The organism is Embleya sp. NPDC059213 (assembly GCF_042754445.1).
Taxonomy (GTDB): Bacteria; Actinomycetota; Actinomycetes; order Streptomycetales; family Streptomycetaceae; genus Embleya.
Window position 1 is genome coordinate 13,388 of sequence record NZ_JBHZAV010000106.1, and the last position, 19,121, is coordinate 32,508.

Sequence of the window (19,121 nt, forward strand, 5' to 3'; positions counted from 1 at the left end):
CGGCGCAACCACCCGCCGAGGGAGGCCCGTTGCGCGCCCACGGGTGCCGGTGCGTGCGAGGCCCTCACATCGTGTTGACGATCAGACCGATGTGGGTGAAGTAGTTCATGCCGCCGAAGAACAGGAAGGCCAGTCCGGACAGGGCCCAGACCACGCCGACGACGCGCACCGGCCATCCTTTGGGGCGCAGCAGCGCGAGGGGGAAGAGGATCGCGCCGATGCCGACCAGGACGTACAGGCTGGAGATGAAGCTCGCCTCCATCATCGGATGATCGGCGAACTCACCCGAGATCGGTTCCTCGGGAGGCGCGGAGAACAGCGTGTACTTCCAACCCGCCGCCGCGATCCCGAAGCAGGCCAGGCCCATGCCGAACACGAAGACCGAGATGGGTGAGGCCAGTCCCGCCGTGCGGGTCAATCGGTCCGGGTCCTCGACCAGGGCGGCTCCCCGTTTCCAGAGATAGATCGACGCGCACCCGAGCAACACGCCGAAGCCGAGCGAGGGCTCGCCGAAGACGATGTTGTCGAACGGGAATCCCTGACCGGCCAACGGCCAGGTGAGGGTCATGTGCAGACCGGTCGCGATCAGGACGAACGCCAGTGCCCCGAAGGCCAACGCCCACGCCTCCGGAACGATTCTGCGCCCGGGCGAAAGCAGTTGCCGGCCCAGCGCGACCACGAGCAGCAGTCCGGCGCCGGCCGCCACGGACATGATCGTGTTGTAGGTCGGCATCCGGGTCCAGTCGATCTTCAGACCGGACGCCGCGAGGTTGTACGCACTATGTCTCATATCCAGACAATAGGTACCCAACTGCACCGATTGTTCGATCCTCCGCCCGCCGAACCGGCGTTCACCCGATTGGCCGGCCGACCCCGGGAGGAAGTCGGCCGGCGCTCCGGGTCCGCCTACCCGCTACTTGCCGAAGGTGAGCGATGCGGCCGGCGAGGCGTTGCCGTACGCGTCCACGGCCACGACTCGGGCGACGTAGCGGCCGTTGCGGACCGCGCCCGGCACCGGGATGTCGAGGGTGTTCGGACGGGGCATGAAGTAGTAGTCGGAGAAGACCTTGGACGCAACGAGCGACTTGCCCGTCGACGCGTCGGTGATGTCGACGTTGTAGTGGTGCACCATTTGGTCGTCCGTGGCCTGGGCGATCCGCAGCGCGGTACCACCCTTGGCGTCGCGCACCGAGGACAACGGCTGACGCGTGCCGAACTTCGGCGCCACGGTGTTGCGCGCGGCCTTCGTGTAGGTGAAGTTGTCCTTGATCTGCTGGTTGGTCGAGCCCTTGAGACGCACCGTCCAGGTGTCACCGCTCAGGGTGCCCGCGCTGGCGTACGGCGGCTGCCAACTCGCCGACCACTTGCCGTCGGTGTAGATGTCGTGCTTGTCCGCGGCCATGTTCACCCGCGCGATCTCGGTGCGGTCCTTGTAGACCTCGACGAAGAGCGCCTGCGCGGTCGGCGACTCGAAACGGTTCGCCAGACCGTCGTCGGTGACCATCTGGTAGCCGTGGTCCATCTCGACGTACGACATCGAACCGTCGTTGACCGAGGTGAAGTCGCGCTGCTGGATCGAGCGGTCGTCGTTGATGTTCAGGTGCGAGTGGCCGGAGAAGTAGACGGCCTGCGGGAACGCGCTCAGGTCCTCCGCGAGGCGCGGGTTGGCCGCCTGCTGTCCGTCCATGACCGTGTCCGTGGTGGGCCGGTGCCCCTGGATCAGCACGGGCTTGCCGGCGTACGCCCGGTCGGCGGTGATCGCGGCGAGCCGCTCCTTGAGCCAGGCGCGCTGGGCCGTGTCGGAGTTGTACGTCTCGGTGTTGACCGTCAGGACGTGCAGGCCGTTCACCTGCGAGGCGTAGTAGCCGCCACCCGAGTCGGGGAACCACGCCTTGGGGTATCCGGCCCGTATCGCCGCCAGGCTGTCGTCGTGGTTGCCCGTGGAGACCAGCACCTGCGTGTCGTTCATGCCCTTGCGGGCGAGGTTGGCCTGGAAGATCTCGGAGACGATCTTGTGGTCGGGGCCCTTGCCGTCGCCGTTGTCGTTGATCATGTCGCCGTTCAACAGGATCGCGTCCGGCTTGGGGAAGACGGACCCGATGGTGTTGAAGAAGCTCTCGTACTTCTTGTCGTTGCCGGCATGGCTGCCGACGTGGACGTCGGACATCACGACGAGACGGGCGAGGGGCTTCTCGGCGGTCTTGATCAGATACCCGTACGACACCGCGATGCCGGCCTTGTTGCCGTGGAAGGCGACCGCCGTGACGTTGGTGTCCTTGTCGATCCGGAGCGGACGCCCCGGGGAGTAGACGCGGCTGTCCCGGGTCGGGGTGGTGCCGTCCAGGGTGTAGCGGACGGTGGTACCCCGCTCGACCTGGAACTTCAGGTCCACCGCGTGCTCGTAGCGGCCGCCGGGGACGCTGAAGCGAGGTGCGGACGGGGTGGCGGGATCGGCTTGCGCGACGGTCGGGGAGACGAGCGCGAGGGTTGCCGCGGCGATCACGAGGGGGGCGAGTCTCACAGGTTTCCTGTTCTCTGGTTCCGGTGACGAACGCGGCTTCCCCACGGTTTATAACGTATGGGTAACCGGTTCGGTCCAGAGAGACTATGAGGGCTGCACCGAGTCCTGGTGCGTTCGGATCGACGTCCCGGTGAAGTGATCATGAACGTCCGGCCGACCCGGAGGGCTCGCGCGTGACGGTCGGCACGGGTCGACCCCGGAAGTGCCGCCACGCTCGCGCACCGGACGTCCGGGTCCTCGGCGCCGGCGGCACCGGGCGGCGTGGCCGATGACGCCGCCCGGGCATGGTCACCGCCGGCCGGGCGGGGCCGCCGACGCGCCGCCGGCGGGGTTGACCGCTTCGACCGCTTCGACCAGTGGGGCCAACGCGGGGTTCTTGGCCGCTTCGTCGAGGGCCTCGCGCAGGGCGGCGTCGTTGGTCGGCCGGGCCTGCTCCAGGAGTTTCAGGCCCGCGTCGCTGACGTCGGTGTAGATGCCGCGGCGGTCGGTGGGGCACAGGTAGCGCGACAACAGGCCGCGATCCTCCAGCCGGGTGACCAGACGGGTGGTGGCGCTCTGGCTGAGCACCACCGCGTCGGCGACCTGCTTCATCTGCAGGTGACCGCCCTCCCCGTCGTGTTGACGGGCGAGCACGTCGAGCAGCGAGTACTCCCGCACGCTCAGGTCGTGCTCGGCCTGCAGTGCGCGTTCGATCTGCGCGTCGATCCTGCCGTACAGGACGTAGAGCGCGGCCCATCCGTTGGCGAGGGCGGTCAGTGCGGGATCCGTGGCGGTCATGGGCCCGAGTCTCCTTCCGGGGCGACTGGCAGGTGCCCAGGATACTCCATTTCTTGAAATACCGGCTGACGCATATATGGAGCTTGCACAAGCATCGCAAGGAAGGGATGCCCGCACTTGCATATATAGCGCGTATGCAACTATTGTCGAGGCTTGCAAGGCGCACCAGCAATCGTACGAAGGGTTTCGTGTCATGCCTCTCGCGCTCCTCGCCCTGGCCATCGGGGCGTTCGGGATCGGCACCACCGAGTTCGTGGTCATGGGCCTGCTGCCCGAGATCGCGAACGACTACGGTGTGTCGATCCCCTCCGCCGGACTGCTCGTCACCGGCTACGCGATCGGCGTCGTCGTCGGCGCACCGCTGATGACCGTGCTCGGCAACCGGATCGGGCGCAAGACGATGCTCATGGCGCTGATGGGCCTGTTCGTCGTCGGCAACCTGCTGTCCGCGCTCGCGCCCACCTTCGGCGTCATGCTCGCGGGGCGCATTGTGGCCTCGCTCGCCCACGGCGCGTTCTTCGGCATCGGCTCGGTGGTCGCCGCCGGCCTGGTCGCCGCCGACAGGAAGGCCGGCGCCATCGCCACCATGTTCACCGGGCTGACCGTCGCCAACATCGTCGGCGTGCCGCTGGGCACCTTCATCGGCCAGGCCGTCGGCTGGCGCGTCACCTTCGCCGGCGTCGCCGCGCTCGGTGTGATCGGCCTGCTCGGCATCGCGAAGCTGGTACCCGCCATGCCCCGCCCCGAAGGCGCCCACCTGCGCCGGGAGCTGACCGCGTTCCGCAACCCGCAGGTACTGCTCGCGATGGCGATGACCGTCCTCGGCTTCGGTGGAGTCTTCGCAGCGATCACCTACATCGCCCCGATGATGACCCACACGGCCGGCTACTCCGACGGCGCCGTCACCTGGCTGCTCGTGTTGTTCGGCATCGGCATGTTCCTGGGCAACCTGCTCGGCGGCCGGTTCGCGGACCGCAGGCTGATGCCGATGTTGTACGTCACCCTCGGCGGGCTCGCCGTCGTGCTGGCTCTGTTCACCGTCACCGCCCACGACAAGATCCTGGCCGCGGTGACCATCCTGCTGATCGGCGCGCTCGGCTTCGCCACCGTCCCGCCGCTCCAGAAGCGTGTTCTCGACCAGGCCCACGGCGCGCCCACCCTGGCCTCCGCCGTCAACATCGGCGCCTTCAACCTCGGCAACGCGCTCGCCGCCTGGCTCGGCGGAATGGTCATCTCCGCCGGATTCGGCTACACCGCCCCGAACTGGGTCGGCGCCGCCCTCGCCGGCTCAGCCCTCCTCCTCGCCCTCTGGTCCGCCGCCCTGGAACGCCGCACCCCCACCCGGGAGCCCGAGGCAGCCGCCACCGGACCCGTCCCCGCAGCCACCCCCGCCCCCGTCCCCGTTCACCACTGACACCCCCATCCCCGGACCTTCATCGCCGACGCGACCGACTCCACCGACCGGCCGGCGCACAGGAGCACGGCGGGTCGGGGATCGCACCGGCCCACAGGGCGATCGACGCGTATCGTCCGCCGTCCGCCGTCCGCCGCAGCCCACACCACCGCGACGGCGCCGCACGCACACCCGGACGCCGCCGCCGGTCCGAGTCCCCGCCCGGCGTTGGGCAGGGGCTCGGCGGGTGCCCGGCCGCGCTCGGGTCGGGGGTGACGGTGTGGGAGGGGTCAGGGGAGGGCCGGGCGGAGCAGCGGGCGCTGGCTGGTCTTTTCCCGGTCGTAGCCGCGGCGGGCCTCGCCGGTCGTGGGGGTGGTGGAGACCTCGGCCACGGGTACGTCCCACCATGCCTGTGACGACGGGGAGCCGATCAGGGGGTCGGTGTCCACGTGCACGACCGTCGTGCGCGAGGACGCGCGGGCGGTGGCGAGCGCGGTGCGGAATTCGGCGAGGCCGTTCGCCCGGAGTACGTCGGCGCCCAGGCTGGCCGCGTTCGCGGCGAGGTCGATCGGCAGGATCCGGCCGTCGAAGCCGCCGGACTCGCGGTCCCGGAACCGGTATTGCGTGCCGAATCGCTCGGCGCCCACCGTCTCGGACAGCGCCCCGATCGAGGCGTAGCCGTGGTTTTGCACGAGCACGATCACCAGTTTGACGTCTTCGGCGACGGCGGTGACGATCTCCTGCGCCATCATCAGGTAGGAGCCGTCCCCGACCAGCACGAACACCTCGCGGTCGGGCGCGGCCAGCTTGACGCCCAGGCCGCCGGCGATCTCGTAGCCCATGCAGGAGAACCCGTACTCGACGTGGTAGCCCAGCGGATCGGCCGGGCGCCACAGTTTGTGCAGGTCGCCGGGGATGGAGCCGGCCGCGGACACCACCACGTCCCGGGGCGCCATCGCCTCGTGGACCGCGCCGATGATCTCGCTCTGGGCGGGCAGCGGGGTGTGTGCGCGGGCGAACGCGGCGTCGACCTCGGCGTCCCAGCGCCGCACCGCCTCGGCCGCGCGGGTGCGGTGTTCGGCCGGGGCGGTCCAGCCGGCCAGCGCCGCCGTCAACGCCTCCAGGCCCGCCCGCGCGTCCGCGACCAGCGCGACGCCGGCGTGCTTGGCCGCGTCGAACGCGGCGATGTTGAGGTTGACGAAGCGCACGTCGGGGTCGGCGAACAGGGTCCGCGACGCGGTGGTGAAGTCCTGCCACCGGGTGCCGATGCCCAGCACCACGTCCGCGTCATGCGCCAGCGCGTTCGCGGCGACCGATCCGGTGTGGCCGATCCCGCCGACGGCGGCCGGATGTTCGTGCGGCAGTGCCGCCTTGCCCGCCTGGGTCACCGCGACCGGAATGCCGGTGGCCGCGGCGAAGGCGGCCAGCGCGGCGGTCGCGTCGGCGTGCACCACGCCGCCGCCGGCCACGATCAGCGGCCGGCGCGCGCTCCGCAGCACCGCGACCGCCGCGGCCAGCGAGTCCGGGTCGGGCACCGGGCGGCGGACGTGCCACACCCGCTTGGCGAACAACTCCTCGGGGAAGTCCCACGCCTCGGCCTGCACGTCCTGCGGCAACGCGAGGGTGACCGCGCCCGTCTCGGCCTGGTCGGTGAGCACCCGCATGGCCTGCGTCACGGCGTGCGCGAGTTGTTCCGGGCGCTGGACGCGGTCGAAGAAGCGGGAGACCGGCCGGAAGGCGTCGTTGACGCTGATGTCGGCGGCGTACGGCAGTTCCAGCTCCTGCAGGACCGGCGAGGCCGCCCGGGTGGCGAAGGTGTCGCCCGGCAGCAGCAACACCGGCAGCCGGTTGATCGTGGCCAGCGCCGCGCCGGTGACCATGTTGGTCGCCCCGGGTCCCACCGACGCCGTGCACGCCAGCGTCGACAGCCGGCGCCTGGTCCGGGCGTAGGCCACGGCCGCGTGCACCATCGCCTGCTCGTTGCGGGCCTGATGGTAGGTCAGGTCACCGGGGCGCTCCAGGAGCGCCTGCCCGATCCCGGCCACGTTGCCGTGCCCGAAGATCCCGAAGCAGCCCTCGATCAGCCGGTGTTCGACTCCGTCGCGTTCGCTGTACTGGCGGGAGAGGAAACGCACCAGCGCCTGTCCCGTGGTCATCCGCACGGTGTTCATCGCGGTCCCTCCGCATCGCACATCGGCACCCGGGGGTCGCGTTCGACGCTCTCCCACGACTGCCGGACCCAGTGGTGTTCGGGGTCGTCGCAACAGGCCATCGTGCGTTGCGAATGCGGGCCCGCAAGCACGTTCAGGTAGTACATCGGGTATCCGGGTGGCGCCATCGACGGGCCGTGGTAGCCGCGCGGCACCAGGACCACGTCGCCCTGACGCACCTCGGCGAGCACGTCCACCTCCCGCCCGTCGTAGACGCGCTGGTAGCCGAAGGGGCGTCCGGGGCCGCCGGAGGAGCCGAGTTCGAAGTAGTAGATCTCCTCCAGCACCGCCTCCCCCGGGCGTGCCTCGTCGTGCTTGTGCGGGGGGTACGAGGACCAGTTGCCGCCCGGCGTGAGCACCTCGACCGCGACCAGGCGGTCGCAGCCGAAGCCGTCCGGCGCGGCGAAGTTGTTGACCTGCCGCGAGGCCGCGCCGGCGCCGCGCACCTCCACCGCGACGTCGGTGGCCGGCACGTACGCCGGTGCCAGGCGCCGGTCGCAGCGCGCCGCCGGCAGCGCGAACCGGCCACCACGCTCGGAGGTCACGCTCACCCGCGCCTCGCGCGGGGCGTAGACGAAGTCGGTCACCCGCGCGAACACGTGCTCGCGGCCCGCGAGTTCGTAGCTCGTCCCGTCGACCGTGACCACGCACGACCCGGCCAGGGGCAGCACGATGGTCTCCGCGTCGCCGGTCTCGAACCGGCGGGTCTCGCCCGGGGCCAACTCCAGCACGCGCAGTGAGCTGTAGGCCCAGCCGGCCGACTCGGGGGTGATCGCCACTCGGAAGCCGTCCGCGGCGGTACTCCCGTCGGGCAGGTGCAGGGGGCTGCTCACCGCGTGGCCCCGCGCACCAGGGACACGGCGGTGTCGACCGCACCGGCCACGTCGCCGTCGTGCGGGAAGAGCATCGTGCGCCCGATGATCAGGCCGCGCACGTGCGGGATCTCCAGCGCGCGCTGCCAGGAGGCGTACATCGCGTCGACGTCGCCGCCGCCCTCGCCGCCCAGGAGCAGCGTGGGCATGGTGGTCGAGGCCATCATGCGCTCCATCTCGTCGACGACGGGCACCTTGAGCCAGGTGTACGCCGAGGTGCGCCCCAGTGCGGCGGAGATGTTGTTGACCTTCATCTGCGCGTCGGGGGTGAGGATGTTGCGGACCTTGCCGTTCTCCCGGGCCGACATGAACGGCTCGATCAGCGCCAGGAGTTCGCGTTCGGCAAGCTCGTTGACCGCGTTCGCGGTGCCGATCAGCGTCTCGGCCGTGCCGGCGTCGGCCGGGTCCACGCGCAGCAGGATCTTGCCGCCGTCCAGGCCGCCCTCGGCGATGCCGCGCGCGTCGTAGGAGCCGAACCGGTCGTCGAGTTCGAAGCTCGCGCCGGGGATGCCGCCGCGGTTCATCGAGCCCAGCACCAGCTTGCCGTCGAGCGCGCCGAGCAGGATCAGGTCCTCGACGATGTCCGGGGTGCCCAGGAAGCCGTCCACCCCGGGGCGGGCCAGCGCCTCGACGCAGCGCGCGAGCAGTTCGTGCCGGTCGCCCATCGCGGTGGGGTCGCCGCCGGCGGCGATCGCGCCGCGCGCGGCGTGGTCGGCGGCGAGGATGAACAGCGGACGGGCGAAGCCGGCGCGCTCGAACCTGGGTCGGGCCAGCGCGGCGCGGCGGATCGCGCCGGGGTCGGTCAGGCGGGTGGTGACGACCGAGGCGATGTCGGGGGCGATGCTCACAGCTGTCCTTCGGTAGGGGTGGAGACGGGAATGGAGGCGGGCCCGGAGCCCGAGGCGGCGTCGGCGGTGGAGCGCGCGATCAGGTCGTCGATCTCGGCGAGGGTGGGCATCGCGTCGGCGCACGCGTGTCGCCCGGCGACCAGGGCGCCCGCGGCGTTGGCGATCTCCAGGGTGCGGCGCAGCGGCAGTCCGCCGGCCAGGCCGGCCGCGAGCGCGCCGCCGAACGCGTCGCCGGCGCCGAGGCCGTTGACCACCTCGACGGGGATGGGCGCCAGCCGGATCTCCTCGCCGGCGGTGCGGGCCAGGACGCCGGCCGGTCCCTGCTTGACCACGGCCAGTCGCACCCCGCGCGCGAGCAGGCGGTCGGCGGCCTCGTCGGGGTCGCGGGTGCCGACGGCGACCTCGACCTCGTCGCGGTTGCCGACCGCCACGGTGGCGTGTGCCAGGGCCCGGGCGTACCACGCGGGTGCCTCGTCCGGGTCGGCCCAGAACATCGGCCGCCAGTCCAGGTCGAGCACGGTGTCGCCGCCCTGGGCCCGGTCGGCGACGGCGCGCAGGGTGGTGGTGCGGGAGGGCTCGGCGGACAGTCCGCTGCCGGTGATCCACACGATGCGCGCGGTGCGCAGGGCCTCGGTGTCCAGGTCCTCGACGGTCAGCGCGAGGTCGGGGGCGTTGGGTCGGTAGAAGTAGAGCGGGAAGTCGTCCGGCGGGAAGATCTCGCACAGTACGACGGGCGTCTGCCGTCCGGGAACGGTGACCACGTGGCGATCGTCGACGCCGAAGCCGCGCAGCGCGCTGCGGACGAAGTCGCCCAGCGGGTCCGGGCCCACGCCGGTGACCACGCTCGCGCGCAGTCCGTGCCGGGCGGCGGCGACGGCGACGTTGGTCGCGCTGCCGCCGAGGTACTTGGTGAAGGTGCGCACGTCGGCCAGGCCGACCCCGATCTGTTCGGGGTACAGGTCCACTCCCACCCGGCCGAGGGTGATCAGGTCCGGGGAGTCGCTCATCGGGCGTCCGCCGCGGCGCGGTCCACGTACAGGGACGGGCGTTCGCAGGTGACGAGCAGGGTGGCCGGCCACGTGGGGTCGTAGTCGCCGGCCGCGGACAGGCGGCGGACCGCCTCGCGCTTGTGCTCGCCGTGCACGACCATGACCGCGCGGCGGGAGCGCGAGACGATCGTGTGCACGCCGACGGTCACGCCGTGGCGGGGGACCTCGTCGAGCGAGGCGTAGTCGGGGAAGGTACCGAGGTTGTCCCGGCGGGTGCTGTCGGGCAGTTCGACGACGCGGCTGCGGCTGTCCCGGGGCGCGCCGGGCGGGTTGAAGGCGATGTGTCCGTCGGTGGCGCCGGAGGCGAGGATGAACAGGTCGATGCCGCCCGCGTCGGCGAGGCGGGTGTCGTACGCCTCGGGGTCGGCGGGGTCGGGGAACCAGACGGCGTCGGCGGGGATGCCGCGCCCGGGCCCGGCGGCGGCGTCGAGCGGGGCGACGATCTCCTGGGCGGCGAAGCGGTGGCAACTGTTGTGCGCGGTATGTTCGATGTCGGTGAAGCCGTCCGGGCCGGCCACCACGTATTCGTCCATCATCGCGATCACCACGTGCCGCAGGTCCAGGCCGCGGGCCGCGACCTGTTCGGCCAGCGCGTCGTAGACCGGCTTGGGGCTGCGACCGCCGGGGCAGCCCAGGACGTAGCGCACGCCGGCCGCGTCGGCGGCGGCGATGCCGTCGGCGATCTCGCGGGCGAGCGCGTCGCCGAGGTCCGCCGGTGCGTCGAAGACCTGGAGGGGAAGGGGGGCTGGCATGGGTGTCACTCCTTGACGGCGCCCGCGAGCATTCCGCTGATCATGCGGCGCTGGAGGGCGATGTAGCTGATGAGCACGGGAAGGGCGACCAGGACGGCCGCGGCGGCGGTCACGCCCGGATCGCTGTTGCGGCGGTTGCCGGCGAAGAACGACAGCGCGAGCGGTGCGGTCTGCACCGAGCGGTCGTCGGGGACCAGGACCAGGGCGAGCAGGAACTCGTTCCAGGCGAAGAGGAAGAGCAGGGTGGCCAGGGTGCCGATCGCGGGCATCGCCATCGGCAGCAGCACCGAGCGCAGCGTGCGCAGGCGGGACGCGCCGTCCACCGAGGCCGCCTCGCGCAGCGCGGGGGGTGTGGAGACGAAGAAGGTCCGCATCCAGAACACCGCGAAGGGCAGCGACAGTCCGATCTGCGGCAGGATCAACGCCCAGTAGGTGTTGACCAGTTCCCAGTCCTTGAGTTGGTAGTACAGCGGGATCACGGTCGCCTCGTACGGCATCACGAGCCCGATCAGCAGCAGCCCGAGCATCGGGCCCTTGAGCGGGAACGGGAAGAACGCGAGGGCGTAGCTCGCCAGGACCGCGAGGACGATCGTGCCGACGACCACGGCGGCGGCGACGATCAGGCTGGAGGTCAGCGCGTCCGAGAACAGCCCGCGCCGCCACGCCTCGGTGAAGTTGTCGAAGCTGACCGAGGTGGGGATGGAGAATCCGCTGGTGCGCGTGCCGGGTTCGCCGAACGCGAGCAGCAGGACGGACAGGAACGGGTAGAGCGCGATGAGGGCGGCGACCGCGAGGATCGCGTGGCCGATGACGTTCTGTCGGCGACTGGTGAGCATCGGTCAGCCCTCCTTGCCACGCACGACGCGCATGATCACACCGGTGACGACGAGCACCACGGCGGTCAGGCAGACGCTGATGGCGGCGGCGCTGCCCACCTCGTGGGTGAGGAAGGCGCCCTGGTAGATGAACACGCTGGGCACCGTCGTGGACGTGCCCGGGCCGCCCGCGGTGGTGTTCCACACGAGGTCGAAGTTGCGCAGCGCGTAGGTGATGGTGAGCACGAGCGCGATGGCGATCTCGCCGCGCAGCGCGGGCAGGGTGACGGTGAAGAACTCCCGGATGGGGCCGCAGCCGTCGAGCCGGGCCGATTCGTACAGTTCGGTGGGGATCTTCTGTACGCCGGCCAGGAAGAGCACCATGCACAGGCCGTACATCACCCAGGTGCCGACGATGCCCACCGCGGGCAGCGCGGTGGCGTAGTCGCCGAGCCAGGCCCGCGCGAGCGAGCCCAGGCCCACCGCGCGCAGCGCGGCGTTGAGCGGGCCGTCGATGTCGTAGATCCACCGCCAGGACACCGCGACCACCACGGTCGCCAGGATCTGCGGCAGGAACAGCACCGCGCGGAAGAAGCTCAGCCCGCGCACCCTGATCCGCGACATCAACGCGGCCAGGAACAGCCCCAGTGCGACGGGGAAGATCGCGTAGAAGACGACGAAGACGAGCGAGTGCCCGATCGCGGAGGGGATCCGGCCGTCGTCCAGGAGCGCGGAGTAGTTGTCCGCTCCCACCCAGCGGCCCTCGGTGATGCCGTCCCAGCTGAACAGGGACACCCAGGCCGTCTGCCCCAGCGGTCGCAGCACGAACAGCGTGTAGAACACGGCGGCCGGCAACAGGTAGAGGAACGCGGGCCAGTACTGTCTCGCGCTCCACGCGCGCAGGCCGGTCACGACGCGGCCTTCGCGTCCGCACTCTGCTTGGCCGCGAACGCGTCCCGGTCGTCCTGGAGTGCCTTGGCGAAGCCGCTCGGGGAGGTGTGTTTGGCCAGCAGGTCCTGGGTCTTGGCACCGATGGTGTCGTACATGGTGGTCGAGGCCCAGTCGAGGTAGAAGTTCTGGCCGTCGTCGGCGAGGAGCTTGAGGCCGATCGTGTTGACCTGCTCGACCACGGGGCTGCCGGCCCTGACCTTGCCCGCGCCGGTGACCGGGGTGCGGCCGACGTCGGCGATGGTCTGGGCGAACTCGTCGCTCATCAGCAGGTCCAGGAAGGCCACCGCGGCGGGCAGCTTCGTGGTCTTGGCGCCGATGTGCCAGCCCAGGCCCAGCGAGCCCACCGTCGCGCGGGTGCCGTCGGCGCGGGCGGGCAGGGTGAAGCCGACCTTGCCGTTCATGTTCTCCTGGAGGGACGGGGCGTTCCAGGAGCCGGCGACGAGGAACGCGCCCTCGCCCGCGCCGAACTTGGCGACCGCGTCGTCGGAGCTGATCCCGTTGTATCCGGGGCCGAAGTAGCCCTGCGCCGCCCAGTCCTGCACGGTCCGGGCGGCGTCCACGGTGCCGGGGTCGGCCACTGTGGTGCCGGGTACGCCGGTGATCCACGAACGCACGTCGCGGCTGGGCGTGTTCTGGCCTTGGACCAGGCCGATGACCTGGCTCGCCGGATACTTCTCGGCGTTGCCCAGCATGATCGGCTGCTCGCCCGCGGCCTTGACCCGGTCGAGCGCGGCGGTGAACTCGGCGTAGGTCTGCGGCGGCGCGATGCCCAGCTTCGCGAGTTTGTCGGTGTTGTAGAACACGCCGACGTATTCGGTGGCGGGACTGATGCCGTACAGGCTGCCGGAACCGAAGATCGAGCCGTCGGGCGACCAGCGGTACTGCTTGAGCGCGCCCTCGGTGTAGGTGTTCTCCCACCCGTAGGTGCGCATCACGTCGTCGAGCGGGCGGATCAGCCCGGCCTTCACCAGCGGGCCGTCGGTGCCGTAGCCCTGGTTGCCCTGGGCGAGGTCGGGCGCGTCGGAGCCCGACATCGAGTTGACGACGGTCTTCATCAGGTCGTCGAAACCCTTGGTGGCGACCTCGACCTTGACGTTGGGGTACTTCTTCTCGTACAGCGGCACGAGGGCCTTCAGCGTGTTCTCCTCGCCGGCGTCGGCGAGCACGCGCAGCTTGGTGTCGCCCATGGCCTTGACGTCCTCGACGGAGACCCGTTGGGTCACGGGCCCGCCGGCGAGGGTGGAGGCGACGGTGCTGCCGCCCGCGCCGGGGACGCCACACGCGGTGGCGAGGATGCCGGTGAGGGCGATCCCGGCGACCGCGGTCCAGCGCAGAGTTTTCATGGTTGCTCCCGTGTCCGACCACGGTGGGTGGTCAAGAGGGACCGAGGGCACGGCCGCCTGGCGGGCGGCGCCCTCGGGATCGGGGTCGGGGTCAGACGAGTTCGGCGACCTTGGCCGCGAGCCACGCGTGGTTGGCGGCCTGTTCGGCGGCCACGGTCGGATACAGTTCCGCGGGGGTCGGCGCGCGGTCCTGCTCGATCAGCAGCCACTCGCGGTAGCCGCCGCGCAGGAGGGCGACCAGGAATCGGTCGATGTCGACGTCACCGTGGCCGAAGGGCACGCACACGTTCGCCCACCACGTGTCGAAGTCGGTGCGGCGCTCGGCCTTGGCCCGGGCCAGCACGCTCGTGTCGACGTCCTTGAGGTGGACGTGGTTGATCCGCTCCTGCCAGCGGTCCAGGCACTCGACCGGGTCGCCGCCGGCGAGTTGGATGTGGGCGATGTCCAGCGTCAGACCCACCTCGGTGAGGTCGAGCAGCCGGTCCACCTCCCAGGGCGATTCGACGAAGGTGCTGATGTGCGGGTGGAAGGAGGTGCGCAGCCCGTACGAGCGGGCCAGCGCGACGGCCTGTGCGGACAGGTTCGCCAGGCGCCGCCAACCGGCGTCGTCGAGCGCGAGCGAGCGGTCCTCCCAGGCGCGGGCCGGGTTGTGCAGCAGGGCCTCGCTGCCCTCGTCCGCCAGGATCGCCAGCGGCGTCTCGCCGCCGGCCTCGGCGCACGCGGCCAGTTCGCGGCAGGTCTGTTCCATTCGGGCCAGGTCGTGGGCCACCACGTCGTCCCCGAGCGCGTAGTGCACCGGGATGTAGGCCCCGACGGCGGCCAGGCCGTGCCGGGTGAACAGGGCCGCAGTCTCGGCCGGGGTGCCGAAGAACCCGGGCGGGCCCAACTCGCTGCCCGCGTAACCGGCTTCGGCCATCGAGGCGAGCAGGGCCTCCGGCGAGGTGCCGGCGCCGCCGGCGGCTTCACCGTAGACGCCGTAGCTGACGGGGGCGTTGCCGATCCGCAGGGCCCGATCGGTCGGTCGGATCGTGGTCATCGGGCGTCACCTTCCAGGAGGGCGGCCTCGCCGCCGACGGTCACGTCGGCGCGGCGGGCGATCGCCGCGATCAGCGCCTGTAGGCAGCGCACGTCCTCGGCGGCTCCGCTCGCGGTCGAGCGCACCGGCGCGCCGTGCGTGATCGACGCGGCGAACTCCGCCAGTTGTACGACGAATCCGGTGTCGTAGCCCGAGCGCACGAGCGAGTCGCGGCTGGCCCCGTCGTGGGCGCGCTCGACCCGCAACGTGCTGCGCACGTCCACCAGGTAGGGCGCGGCCATGTCCAGCCGCAGCCGGCCGTCGCGGGCGAGCACGGCGACCTCCTCGCCGTATTCGGGGTGGTCGGGCAGCCAGTTCCAGTTGAGCACCAGGCGCGCGGCCCCGTCGACGCCCAGCGGCGCGGACGCCAGCAGGCACGGCGGTTCGCCCTCGACGGGCCACGGCCACAGCTCTGCCGAATCGAACGAGGTCGGCAGGGTGAAGCCGAGCGCGCGCAGCAGCGAGAGTTCGTGGATCACCGAGCCGTTGAGCACCTCGCGGTAGTAGCGGCCGAGTTCGGCCGGGACCTCGCCGAGGGCGTCGAGCGTGCGTTCGGCCTCGTAGCGGATCGCCTCGGCGATCACCGCGCCGTCCGCGTCGTCGGCCGGCGGCGGCATCCGCAGGTGCGCGACCTGGGGTTCGTCGGCCGGGTGCAGCACCGTCACCCGCACGGTGCGCGGGGTGTCGAGCGTGTCCAGTTCGGCGGCGGCGAGCGCGGTGATCGGGTCGTACATCTTCATGTAGCCGACCTGGAGGACCAGGCCCCGCTCGGCGGCGAGCGCCCCGAGTTCGTCGGCCTCGGCGACGGTCAGGCACAGCGGCTTCTCGGCGAGCACGTGCTTCCCGGCGAGCAGCGCGGCCTTGGCGTCGCGGGCGTGGGTGCCCGGGGTGGCCAGCAGTACGGCGTCCACGTCGGGATCGGCCAGGACCCGGGCGTATTCGGTTTCGGCCCGCACGCCGGCGCCGGTGTGCGCCGCGACCGACGCCGCTCGGGAGGGCGACAGGTCGCACACGACCGCGGTGGTGACGAGGTCGCCGAGGCGCCGGATCGCGGGCAGGTGCACCGACTGGGTGATCGTCCCGGCACCGACGACGGCGAGACGGACGGGTTCGCTTACCGGCATTGAGGGTTCCTTGCGCGTCGTGGTTGTGACGGAAGTCGACGATATGGCGGAAATCATCCATATCGAACGCATGATCCACAACAAACGGATAGTCCATATCGGACAGATCGCCTATATCGGACGGGAGGGTGACATCGGAACGATGCATTCCGCTTGTTGCTTCTCCCGGATCATGACCTACGGCAGACCAGTTAGTCCAGAGATTGGACCAGATTCACATCTGGTCTGGCCACTGGTTCTTCTGGTATGTTCTCGCGCTGTGACAGTCAGCGACGATCTCCCCGCCTCCGCCGCGGGACCCGCCGTGCAGCTCGCCTACCGGGCACTGGCCCAGGCGTTGGACCGGCGCGAGTTCCCCGCGGGCAGCCGGCTGCCCGGCGAACGCGCGCTCGCCCAGCGGCTGGGGGTCAGCCGCAGCAGCCTGCGCCTGGCCCTGGCCGGTCTGGAGCGCGACGGCCGGGTGCACGCCTCCGCCCAACGCGGTTGGTACGTGTCCACCGACGTGGTCAGCGAACCGCCGAGCGTGCTCCGAAGCTTCACCGACATCGCCCGTGACCGCGGGCTCACCGCCACCGCCCGGCTGCTGACCCGGCGGGTGCGGTTGACCAGCTACGAGGAGGCGGTCCGGCTGCGCGTCGCGCCCGCCTCCGAGGTGGTGGAGATCACCCGGGTGCGCGGCCTGGACAGCGTCCCCGTCTGCCTGGACACCACCGTGGTCGTCCGCGACCGGGCCCCGGTGTTGGAGACCGCGGAGCTGGAGAACCGCTCGCTCTTCGCGCTCCTGGAGGAGGCGGGCGTGCACATCCTGCGCAGCCAGTACACCGCGCACGCGGACGCCGCCGACGCGTTCACCGCCGAGGTGCTGCGGGTGCCCGCGGGCTCGCCCGTGCTGATCGGCGAGGAGGTCACCTTCGACCGCGGCGAGGCACCGGTGTTGCTGGGCCGGGCGGTGTACCGCGGCGACGCGTATCGATTCGAGACCATGCTGCATCGCGGCACCGAGTAGGCCCGACCGGTCGGCCCGAGGTCGCGGGCCCGGCATCGCGGGCCCGGCCGCCCGACCGCCCGCACGGCGTACGGCCGACGAGCAACCCACCGTTGGAGACCCCTTGAGCACCTTCGTCACCGCGGCCCTGGACGTGGGCGGCACCAAGATCGCCGCCGCGCTCGTCACCGCCGACGGAACCGTCCTCCACCGCGACGAACGCCCCACCGTCACCGCCGGGCGGCTGCGCGACCCCGGACTCGCCGGCACCCGGGCGGCGACGATCGACCTCCTCGCGGCGGCGGCACGCCTGGGGCTGACGACGACCGGGCTGGGCGCCGGTTTCCCCGAATACGTGGACGCGGACGGCTTGTTGACCAGCCGCGAGGTGTTGGCGTGGGACAAGCAACCGCTCGACGTGTTGTCCGCACTCGCCCTCGACGTCCCGTGCGCGGTGGGGTCGGACGTGCGCTGCGGCGCGCTCGGCGAGGCCCGATACGGCGCCGGGCGTGGACTCGACGGCTTCTTCTACGTGTCGCTGGGCACCGGCCTGTCCTCGACGTTCGTGCTCGACGGCAGGCCCGTGACCGGTGCGCGCGGCGAGGCGATCGCGCTCGGCGAGTTCGAGGTGCCGGCGTCGGTGGATCCGAACTGGGCGGGCAATCTGGAGAGTTACGCCTCCGGGCGGGGCATCGGCGAACGCTTCGGCGTGGCCGGCACCCGTGAGGTACTCGCCGCGGGCGGCCCCCGCGCGGCCGCCGTGCTGGACTCCGCCGGCCGCGCGTTGGGCACGGTCCTGGCGGCCGTGGTCCGACTGCTCGATCCGGCCGCGATCGTGGTGGGCGGCGGGCTGGGCAGCGCCGCCGGACCGGTGCGCGCGGCAATGGAACGCGCCTACGCCGAACACACGGCCACCCGCCCCGCCGCACCCCCACTGCGCACCGCCACCCTCGGCCCCGACGCCGGCCTCATCGGCGCCGCCGCACTGGTGTAGGCCGACGGCATCGCCCGGCGGCAGCGAGGGTGGGCCCGGTGGGAAGGGGACCACCTTTCCCTGTCCGCCTCTTGGCTTCGTTCGAAGACGGTGACGCCCGGGCGCTGCGGGCCGACCACGGCAGCGGCGTTCACGGCCCCATCGGTCTTCGCCGACGGGGCTGCGTGCGAGGCTGGTGGTTCTACGGTGGCGGCACGGCGGGTGGCCGGCGGGTCGCCGATGAATCGGCGACCCGCCGGGCGCGACCGCGAGCGGGGTGGATGGTGCGGCGCTCGATCTTCGGGGCTGCTAGGTATTGAGGCTGGTGTTGTTCCACCAGCCCTGGCGGCCGACGGTGAAGGTGACCTCGCGGGTCCCGATCAGGCCCTTGTAGGTCTTGCCCTTGACCAGGGGGCTCTCCTGGACGACACCCTTCGGGTCCTTGATGGTGGGGATGACGACGGCGGCGGCGTGGTCCAGGTCCCCCTGCTGGAAGCCGACGGGTTGTGTGGTGGTGATGACCTCGTCCCAGTTCGGCGGGGCGGCGAGCTGGTGGGCGAGGTGGACTTCGGAACCCTGGCCGAAGGCGAGGCAGGTGAGGTTGTCGGGGTAGGTGGTGGCGTCGAGTGGCTTGTAGAAGACGACGTCCTGCGGGCGGCAGGTGGCGGTGGTCTCGTCGAGGATCTTGGTGAAGGTGCGATTGCCGGCGCTGTCGACGGTCACCCGCTCCAGTTCCACGGGCAGCGAGTCACGGGTGCCGTCGACGATCTCCTTGAGAGGCCAGTGGCCCTCGGAGAACAGGGAGTAGTACACCTGCTGGTCCTCGTGGCTCGCGAGGTCGTCGAGGTACTTCGTGCGCAGGCTCTCGGCCAGGCCGAACTTGTTGATCATCTGGAAGGCGTGCACGGGGACGTGGTAGAGCGGCAGGTGGTAGGCGAAGATCGTGCCGGTGCCGATGAGCAGGAACCGGTGGCCGTGGCGGGGGGCGGCGGTGTCGGTGTCGGACCGGGAGATGACGTCGGGGATGGTCATGCGGGCACTCCTGGGGGTGGGATCGGCTCGGGTCGGGTGTTCGCTCGGCCGGCGGCGGGATCCGTCGGGCCGGCGGTGTGGCGGCGGTGCCGGAAGGCGTGCCGGGGCCATCGGTGTTCGAGGCCGCGGCAGGTGCGCCGGCTGCGCGGGTGGGTGGCGGTGATCGTGTCGAATTCGGCGGCGTAGCGGGTGAGTGCGGTGCGATCGCCGCCGAGGTGGTCGTCGACCGCCCGGCCGGCCCGCATGCCGGTGTGCGGGGCGGTGAGGATGCCCTGCGGCGACAGCGGGTCGGCCGCGATGGCCGGACCGGCTCGGCGGCCGGTGGCGTCGGCCGGCCGGCGGCAGCGCACTGTGGGGCGTCGGCGGGGGCGCCCCCGAGCGGCCCGGGGGGGCCCGCCGGG

At 71.6% G+C, this 19,121-nt stretch carries 17 protein-coding genes and 1 pseudogene; 3 read left to right on the plus strand and 15 right to left on the minus strand.

The genetic code is table 11. The annotated features are described in order from the left end of the window. Positions 1–64: 64 nt before the first annotated feature. From ACFXMF_RS31160 to ACFXMF_RS31170, 3 genes are all read right to left on the minus strand, one after another. On the minus strand, positions 65–790 hold the full coding sequence (locus tag ACFXMF_RS31160; RefSeq protein WP_379992799.1) for a DUF981 domain-containing protein: 726 nt from the start codon (positions 788–790) through the stop codon (positions 65–67). Positions 791–913: 123 nt separating this feature from the next. Further along, positions 914–2,521 carry a metallophosphoesterase gene (locus tag ACFXMF_RS31165; RefSeq protein WP_360319021.1) on the minus strand — a complete coding sequence of 536 codons (1,608 nt, stop codon included), beginning with the start codon at positions 2,519–2,521 and terminating at the stop codon, positions 914–916. 288 nt (positions 2,522–2,809) lie between these two features. Further along, positions 2,810–3,298 (minus strand): MarR family winged helix-turn-helix transcriptional regulator, encoded by a 489-nt coding sequence (locus ACFXMF_RS31170; RefSeq protein ID WP_379991132.1) that lies wholly within the window; start codon positions 3,296–3,298, stop codon positions 2,810–2,812. Positions 3,299–3,491: 193 nt separating this feature from the next. Between ACFXMF_RS31170 and ACFXMF_RS31175 the strand changes: the two genes are divergently transcribed. Further along, positions 3,492–4,712, plus strand: a complete 1,221-nt coding sequence (locus ACFXMF_RS31175; RefSeq protein ID WP_379991133.1) for an MFS transporter — start codon at positions 3,492–3,494, stop codon at positions 4,710–4,712. A gap of 269 nt (positions 4,713–4,981) precedes the next feature. Here the strand turns inward: ACFXMF_RS31175 and iolD are convergent, their stop codons facing one another. From iolD to ACFXMF_RS31225, 10 genes are all read right to left on the minus strand, one after another. Beyond that, a complete protein-coding gene (gene iolD, locus ACFXMF_RS31180) occupies positions 4,982–6,862 on the minus strand; it encodes a 3D-(3,5/4)-trihydroxycyclohexane-1,2-dione acylhydrolase (decyclizing) (protein WP_360319015.1) in 1,881 nt (626 codons plus the stop codon). Beyond that, positions 6,859–7,734, minus strand: a complete 876-nt coding sequence (gene iolB / locus ACFXMF_RS31185; RefSeq protein WP_379991134.1) for a 5-deoxy-glucuronate isomerase — start codon at positions 7,732–7,734, stop codon at positions 6,859–6,861. Before iolB ends, iolD begins: the two co-directional genes overlap by 4 nt. After that, positions 7,731–8,615, minus strand: coding sequence for a deoxyribose-phosphate aldolase (locus tag ACFXMF_RS31190; RefSeq protein ID WP_360319103.1), 885 nt, complete (start codon positions 8,613–8,615; stop codon positions 7,731–7,733). The genes iolB and ACFXMF_RS31190 overlap by 4 nt, the downstream gene beginning before the upstream one ends. 2 nt (positions 8,616–8,617) lie before the next feature. Further along, positions 8,618–9,628, minus strand: coding sequence for a 5-dehydro-2-deoxygluconokinase (iolC, locus tag ACFXMF_RS31195; protein ID WP_379991136.1), 1,011 nt, complete (start codon positions 9,626–9,628; stop codon positions 8,618–8,620). After that, positions 9,625–10,422, minus strand: coding sequence for a 6-phosphogluconolactonase (locus tag ACFXMF_RS31200; RefSeq protein WP_360319009.1), 798 nt, complete (start codon positions 10,420–10,422; stop codon positions 9,625–9,627). Before ACFXMF_RS31200 ends, iolC begins: the two co-directional genes overlap by 4 nt. 5 nt (positions 10,423–10,427) lie before the next feature. Continuing rightward, positions 10,428–11,258, minus strand: coding sequence for a carbohydrate ABC transporter permease (locus ACFXMF_RS31205; RefSeq protein ID WP_360319007.1), 831 nt, complete (start codon positions 11,256–11,258; stop codon positions 10,428–10,430). 3 nt (positions 11,259–11,261) lie between these two features. Beyond that, complete coding sequence (locus tag ACFXMF_RS31210) at positions 11,262–12,149, minus strand: sugar ABC transporter permease (protein ID WP_360319005.1); 888 nt, start codon at positions 12,147–12,149, stop codon at positions 11,262–11,264. Further along, positions 12,146–13,531: an extracellular solute-binding protein gene (locus tag ACFXMF_RS31215; RefSeq protein ID WP_360319003.1), complete on the minus strand. Its 1,386-nt coding sequence runs from the start codon at positions 13,529–13,531 to the stop codon at positions 12,146–12,148. Before ACFXMF_RS31215 ends, ACFXMF_RS31210 begins: the two co-directional genes overlap by 4 nt. 91 nt (positions 13,532–13,622) lie before the next feature. Further along, positions 13,623–14,567, minus strand: a complete 945-nt coding sequence (locus tag ACFXMF_RS31220) for a sugar phosphate isomerase/epimerase (RefSeq protein WP_360319001.1) — start codon at positions 14,565–14,567, stop codon at positions 13,623–13,625. Next, positions 14,564–15,730, minus strand: a complete 1,167-nt coding sequence (locus ACFXMF_RS31225; RefSeq protein WP_360318999.1) for a Gfo/Idh/MocA family oxidoreductase — start codon at positions 15,728–15,730, stop codon at positions 14,564–14,566. The genes ACFXMF_RS31220 and ACFXMF_RS31225 overlap by 4 nt, the downstream gene beginning before the upstream one ends. Before the next feature lie 259 nt (positions 15,731–15,989). Here ACFXMF_RS31225 and ACFXMF_RS31230 point away from each other — a divergent pair, with 259 nt between their 5' ends. Both ACFXMF_RS31230 and ACFXMF_RS31235 read left to right on the plus strand, forming a co-directional pair. Next, positions 15,990–16,736: a GntR family transcriptional regulator gene (locus ACFXMF_RS31230; protein WP_360318997.1), complete on the plus strand. Its 747-nt coding sequence runs from the start codon at positions 15,990–15,992 to the stop codon at positions 16,734–16,736. Between the two features lie 103 nt (positions 16,737–16,839). Beyond that, positions 16,840–17,709 carry an ROK family protein gene (locus ACFXMF_RS31235; protein ID WP_379991137.1) on the plus strand — a complete coding sequence of 290 codons (870 nt, stop codon included), beginning with the start codon at positions 16,840–16,842 and terminating at the stop codon, positions 17,707–17,709. 288 nt (positions 17,710–17,997) lie between these two features. Here the strand turns inward: ACFXMF_RS31235 and ACFXMF_RS31240 are convergent, their stop codons facing one another. Both ACFXMF_RS31240 and ACFXMF_RS31245 read right to left on the minus strand, forming a co-directional pair. Beyond that, positions 17,998–18,720 (minus strand): hypothetical protein, encoded by a 723-nt coding sequence (locus ACFXMF_RS31240; RefSeq protein ID WP_360318993.1) that lies wholly within the window; start codon positions 18,718–18,720, stop codon positions 17,998–18,000. Further along, positions 18,717–19,121 (minus strand): annotated as a pseudogene (locus tag ACFXMF_RS31245) (hypothetical protein); the annotation flags it as partial. The gene ACFXMF_RS31240 and the pseudogene ACFXMF_RS31245, both read right to left, overlap by 4 nt.

Coding starts and splice junctions, on each gene's coding strand:
- ACFXMF_RS31160 (WP_379992799.1), bottom strand. CDS start 790: ATGAGACATAGTGCGTACAACCTCGCGGCGTCCGGTCTGAAGATCGAC.
- ACFXMF_RS31170 (WP_379991132.1), bottom strand. CDS start 3,298: ATGACCGCCACGGATCCCGCACTGACCGCCCTCGCCAACGGATGGGCC.
- ACFXMF_RS31175 (WP_379991133.1), top strand. CDS start 3,492: ATGCCTCTCGCGCTCCTCGCCCTGGCCATCGGGGCGTTCGGGATCGGC.
- iolD (WP_360319015.1), bottom strand. CDS start 6,862: ATGAACACCGTGCGGATGACCACGGGACAGGCGCTGGTGCGTTTCCTC.
- iolC (WP_379991136.1), bottom strand. CDS start 9,628: ATGAGCGACTCCCCGGACCTGATCACCCTCGGCCGGGTGGGAGTGGAC.
- ACFXMF_RS31200 (WP_360319009.1), bottom strand. CDS start 10,422: ATGCCAGCCCCCCTTCCCCTCCAGGTCTTCGACGCACCGGCGGACCTC.
- ACFXMF_RS31205 (WP_360319007.1), bottom strand. CDS start 11,258: ATGCTCACCAGTCGCCGACAGAACGTCATCGGCCACGCGATCCTCGCG.
- ACFXMF_RS31215 (WP_360319003.1), bottom strand. CDS start 13,531: ATGAAAACTCTGCGCTGGACCGCGGTCGCCGGGATCGCCCTCACCGGC.
- ACFXMF_RS31220 (WP_360319001.1), bottom strand. CDS start 14,567: ATGACCACGATCCGACCGACCGATCGGGCCCTGCGGATCGGCAACGCC.
- ACFXMF_RS31225 (WP_360318999.1), bottom strand. CDS start 15,730: ATGCCGGTAAGCGAACCCGTCCGTCTCGCCGTCGTCGGTGCCGGGACG.
- ACFXMF_RS31240 (WP_360318993.1), bottom strand. CDS start 18,720: ATGACCATCCCCGACGTCATCTCCCGGTCCGACACCGACACCGCCGCC.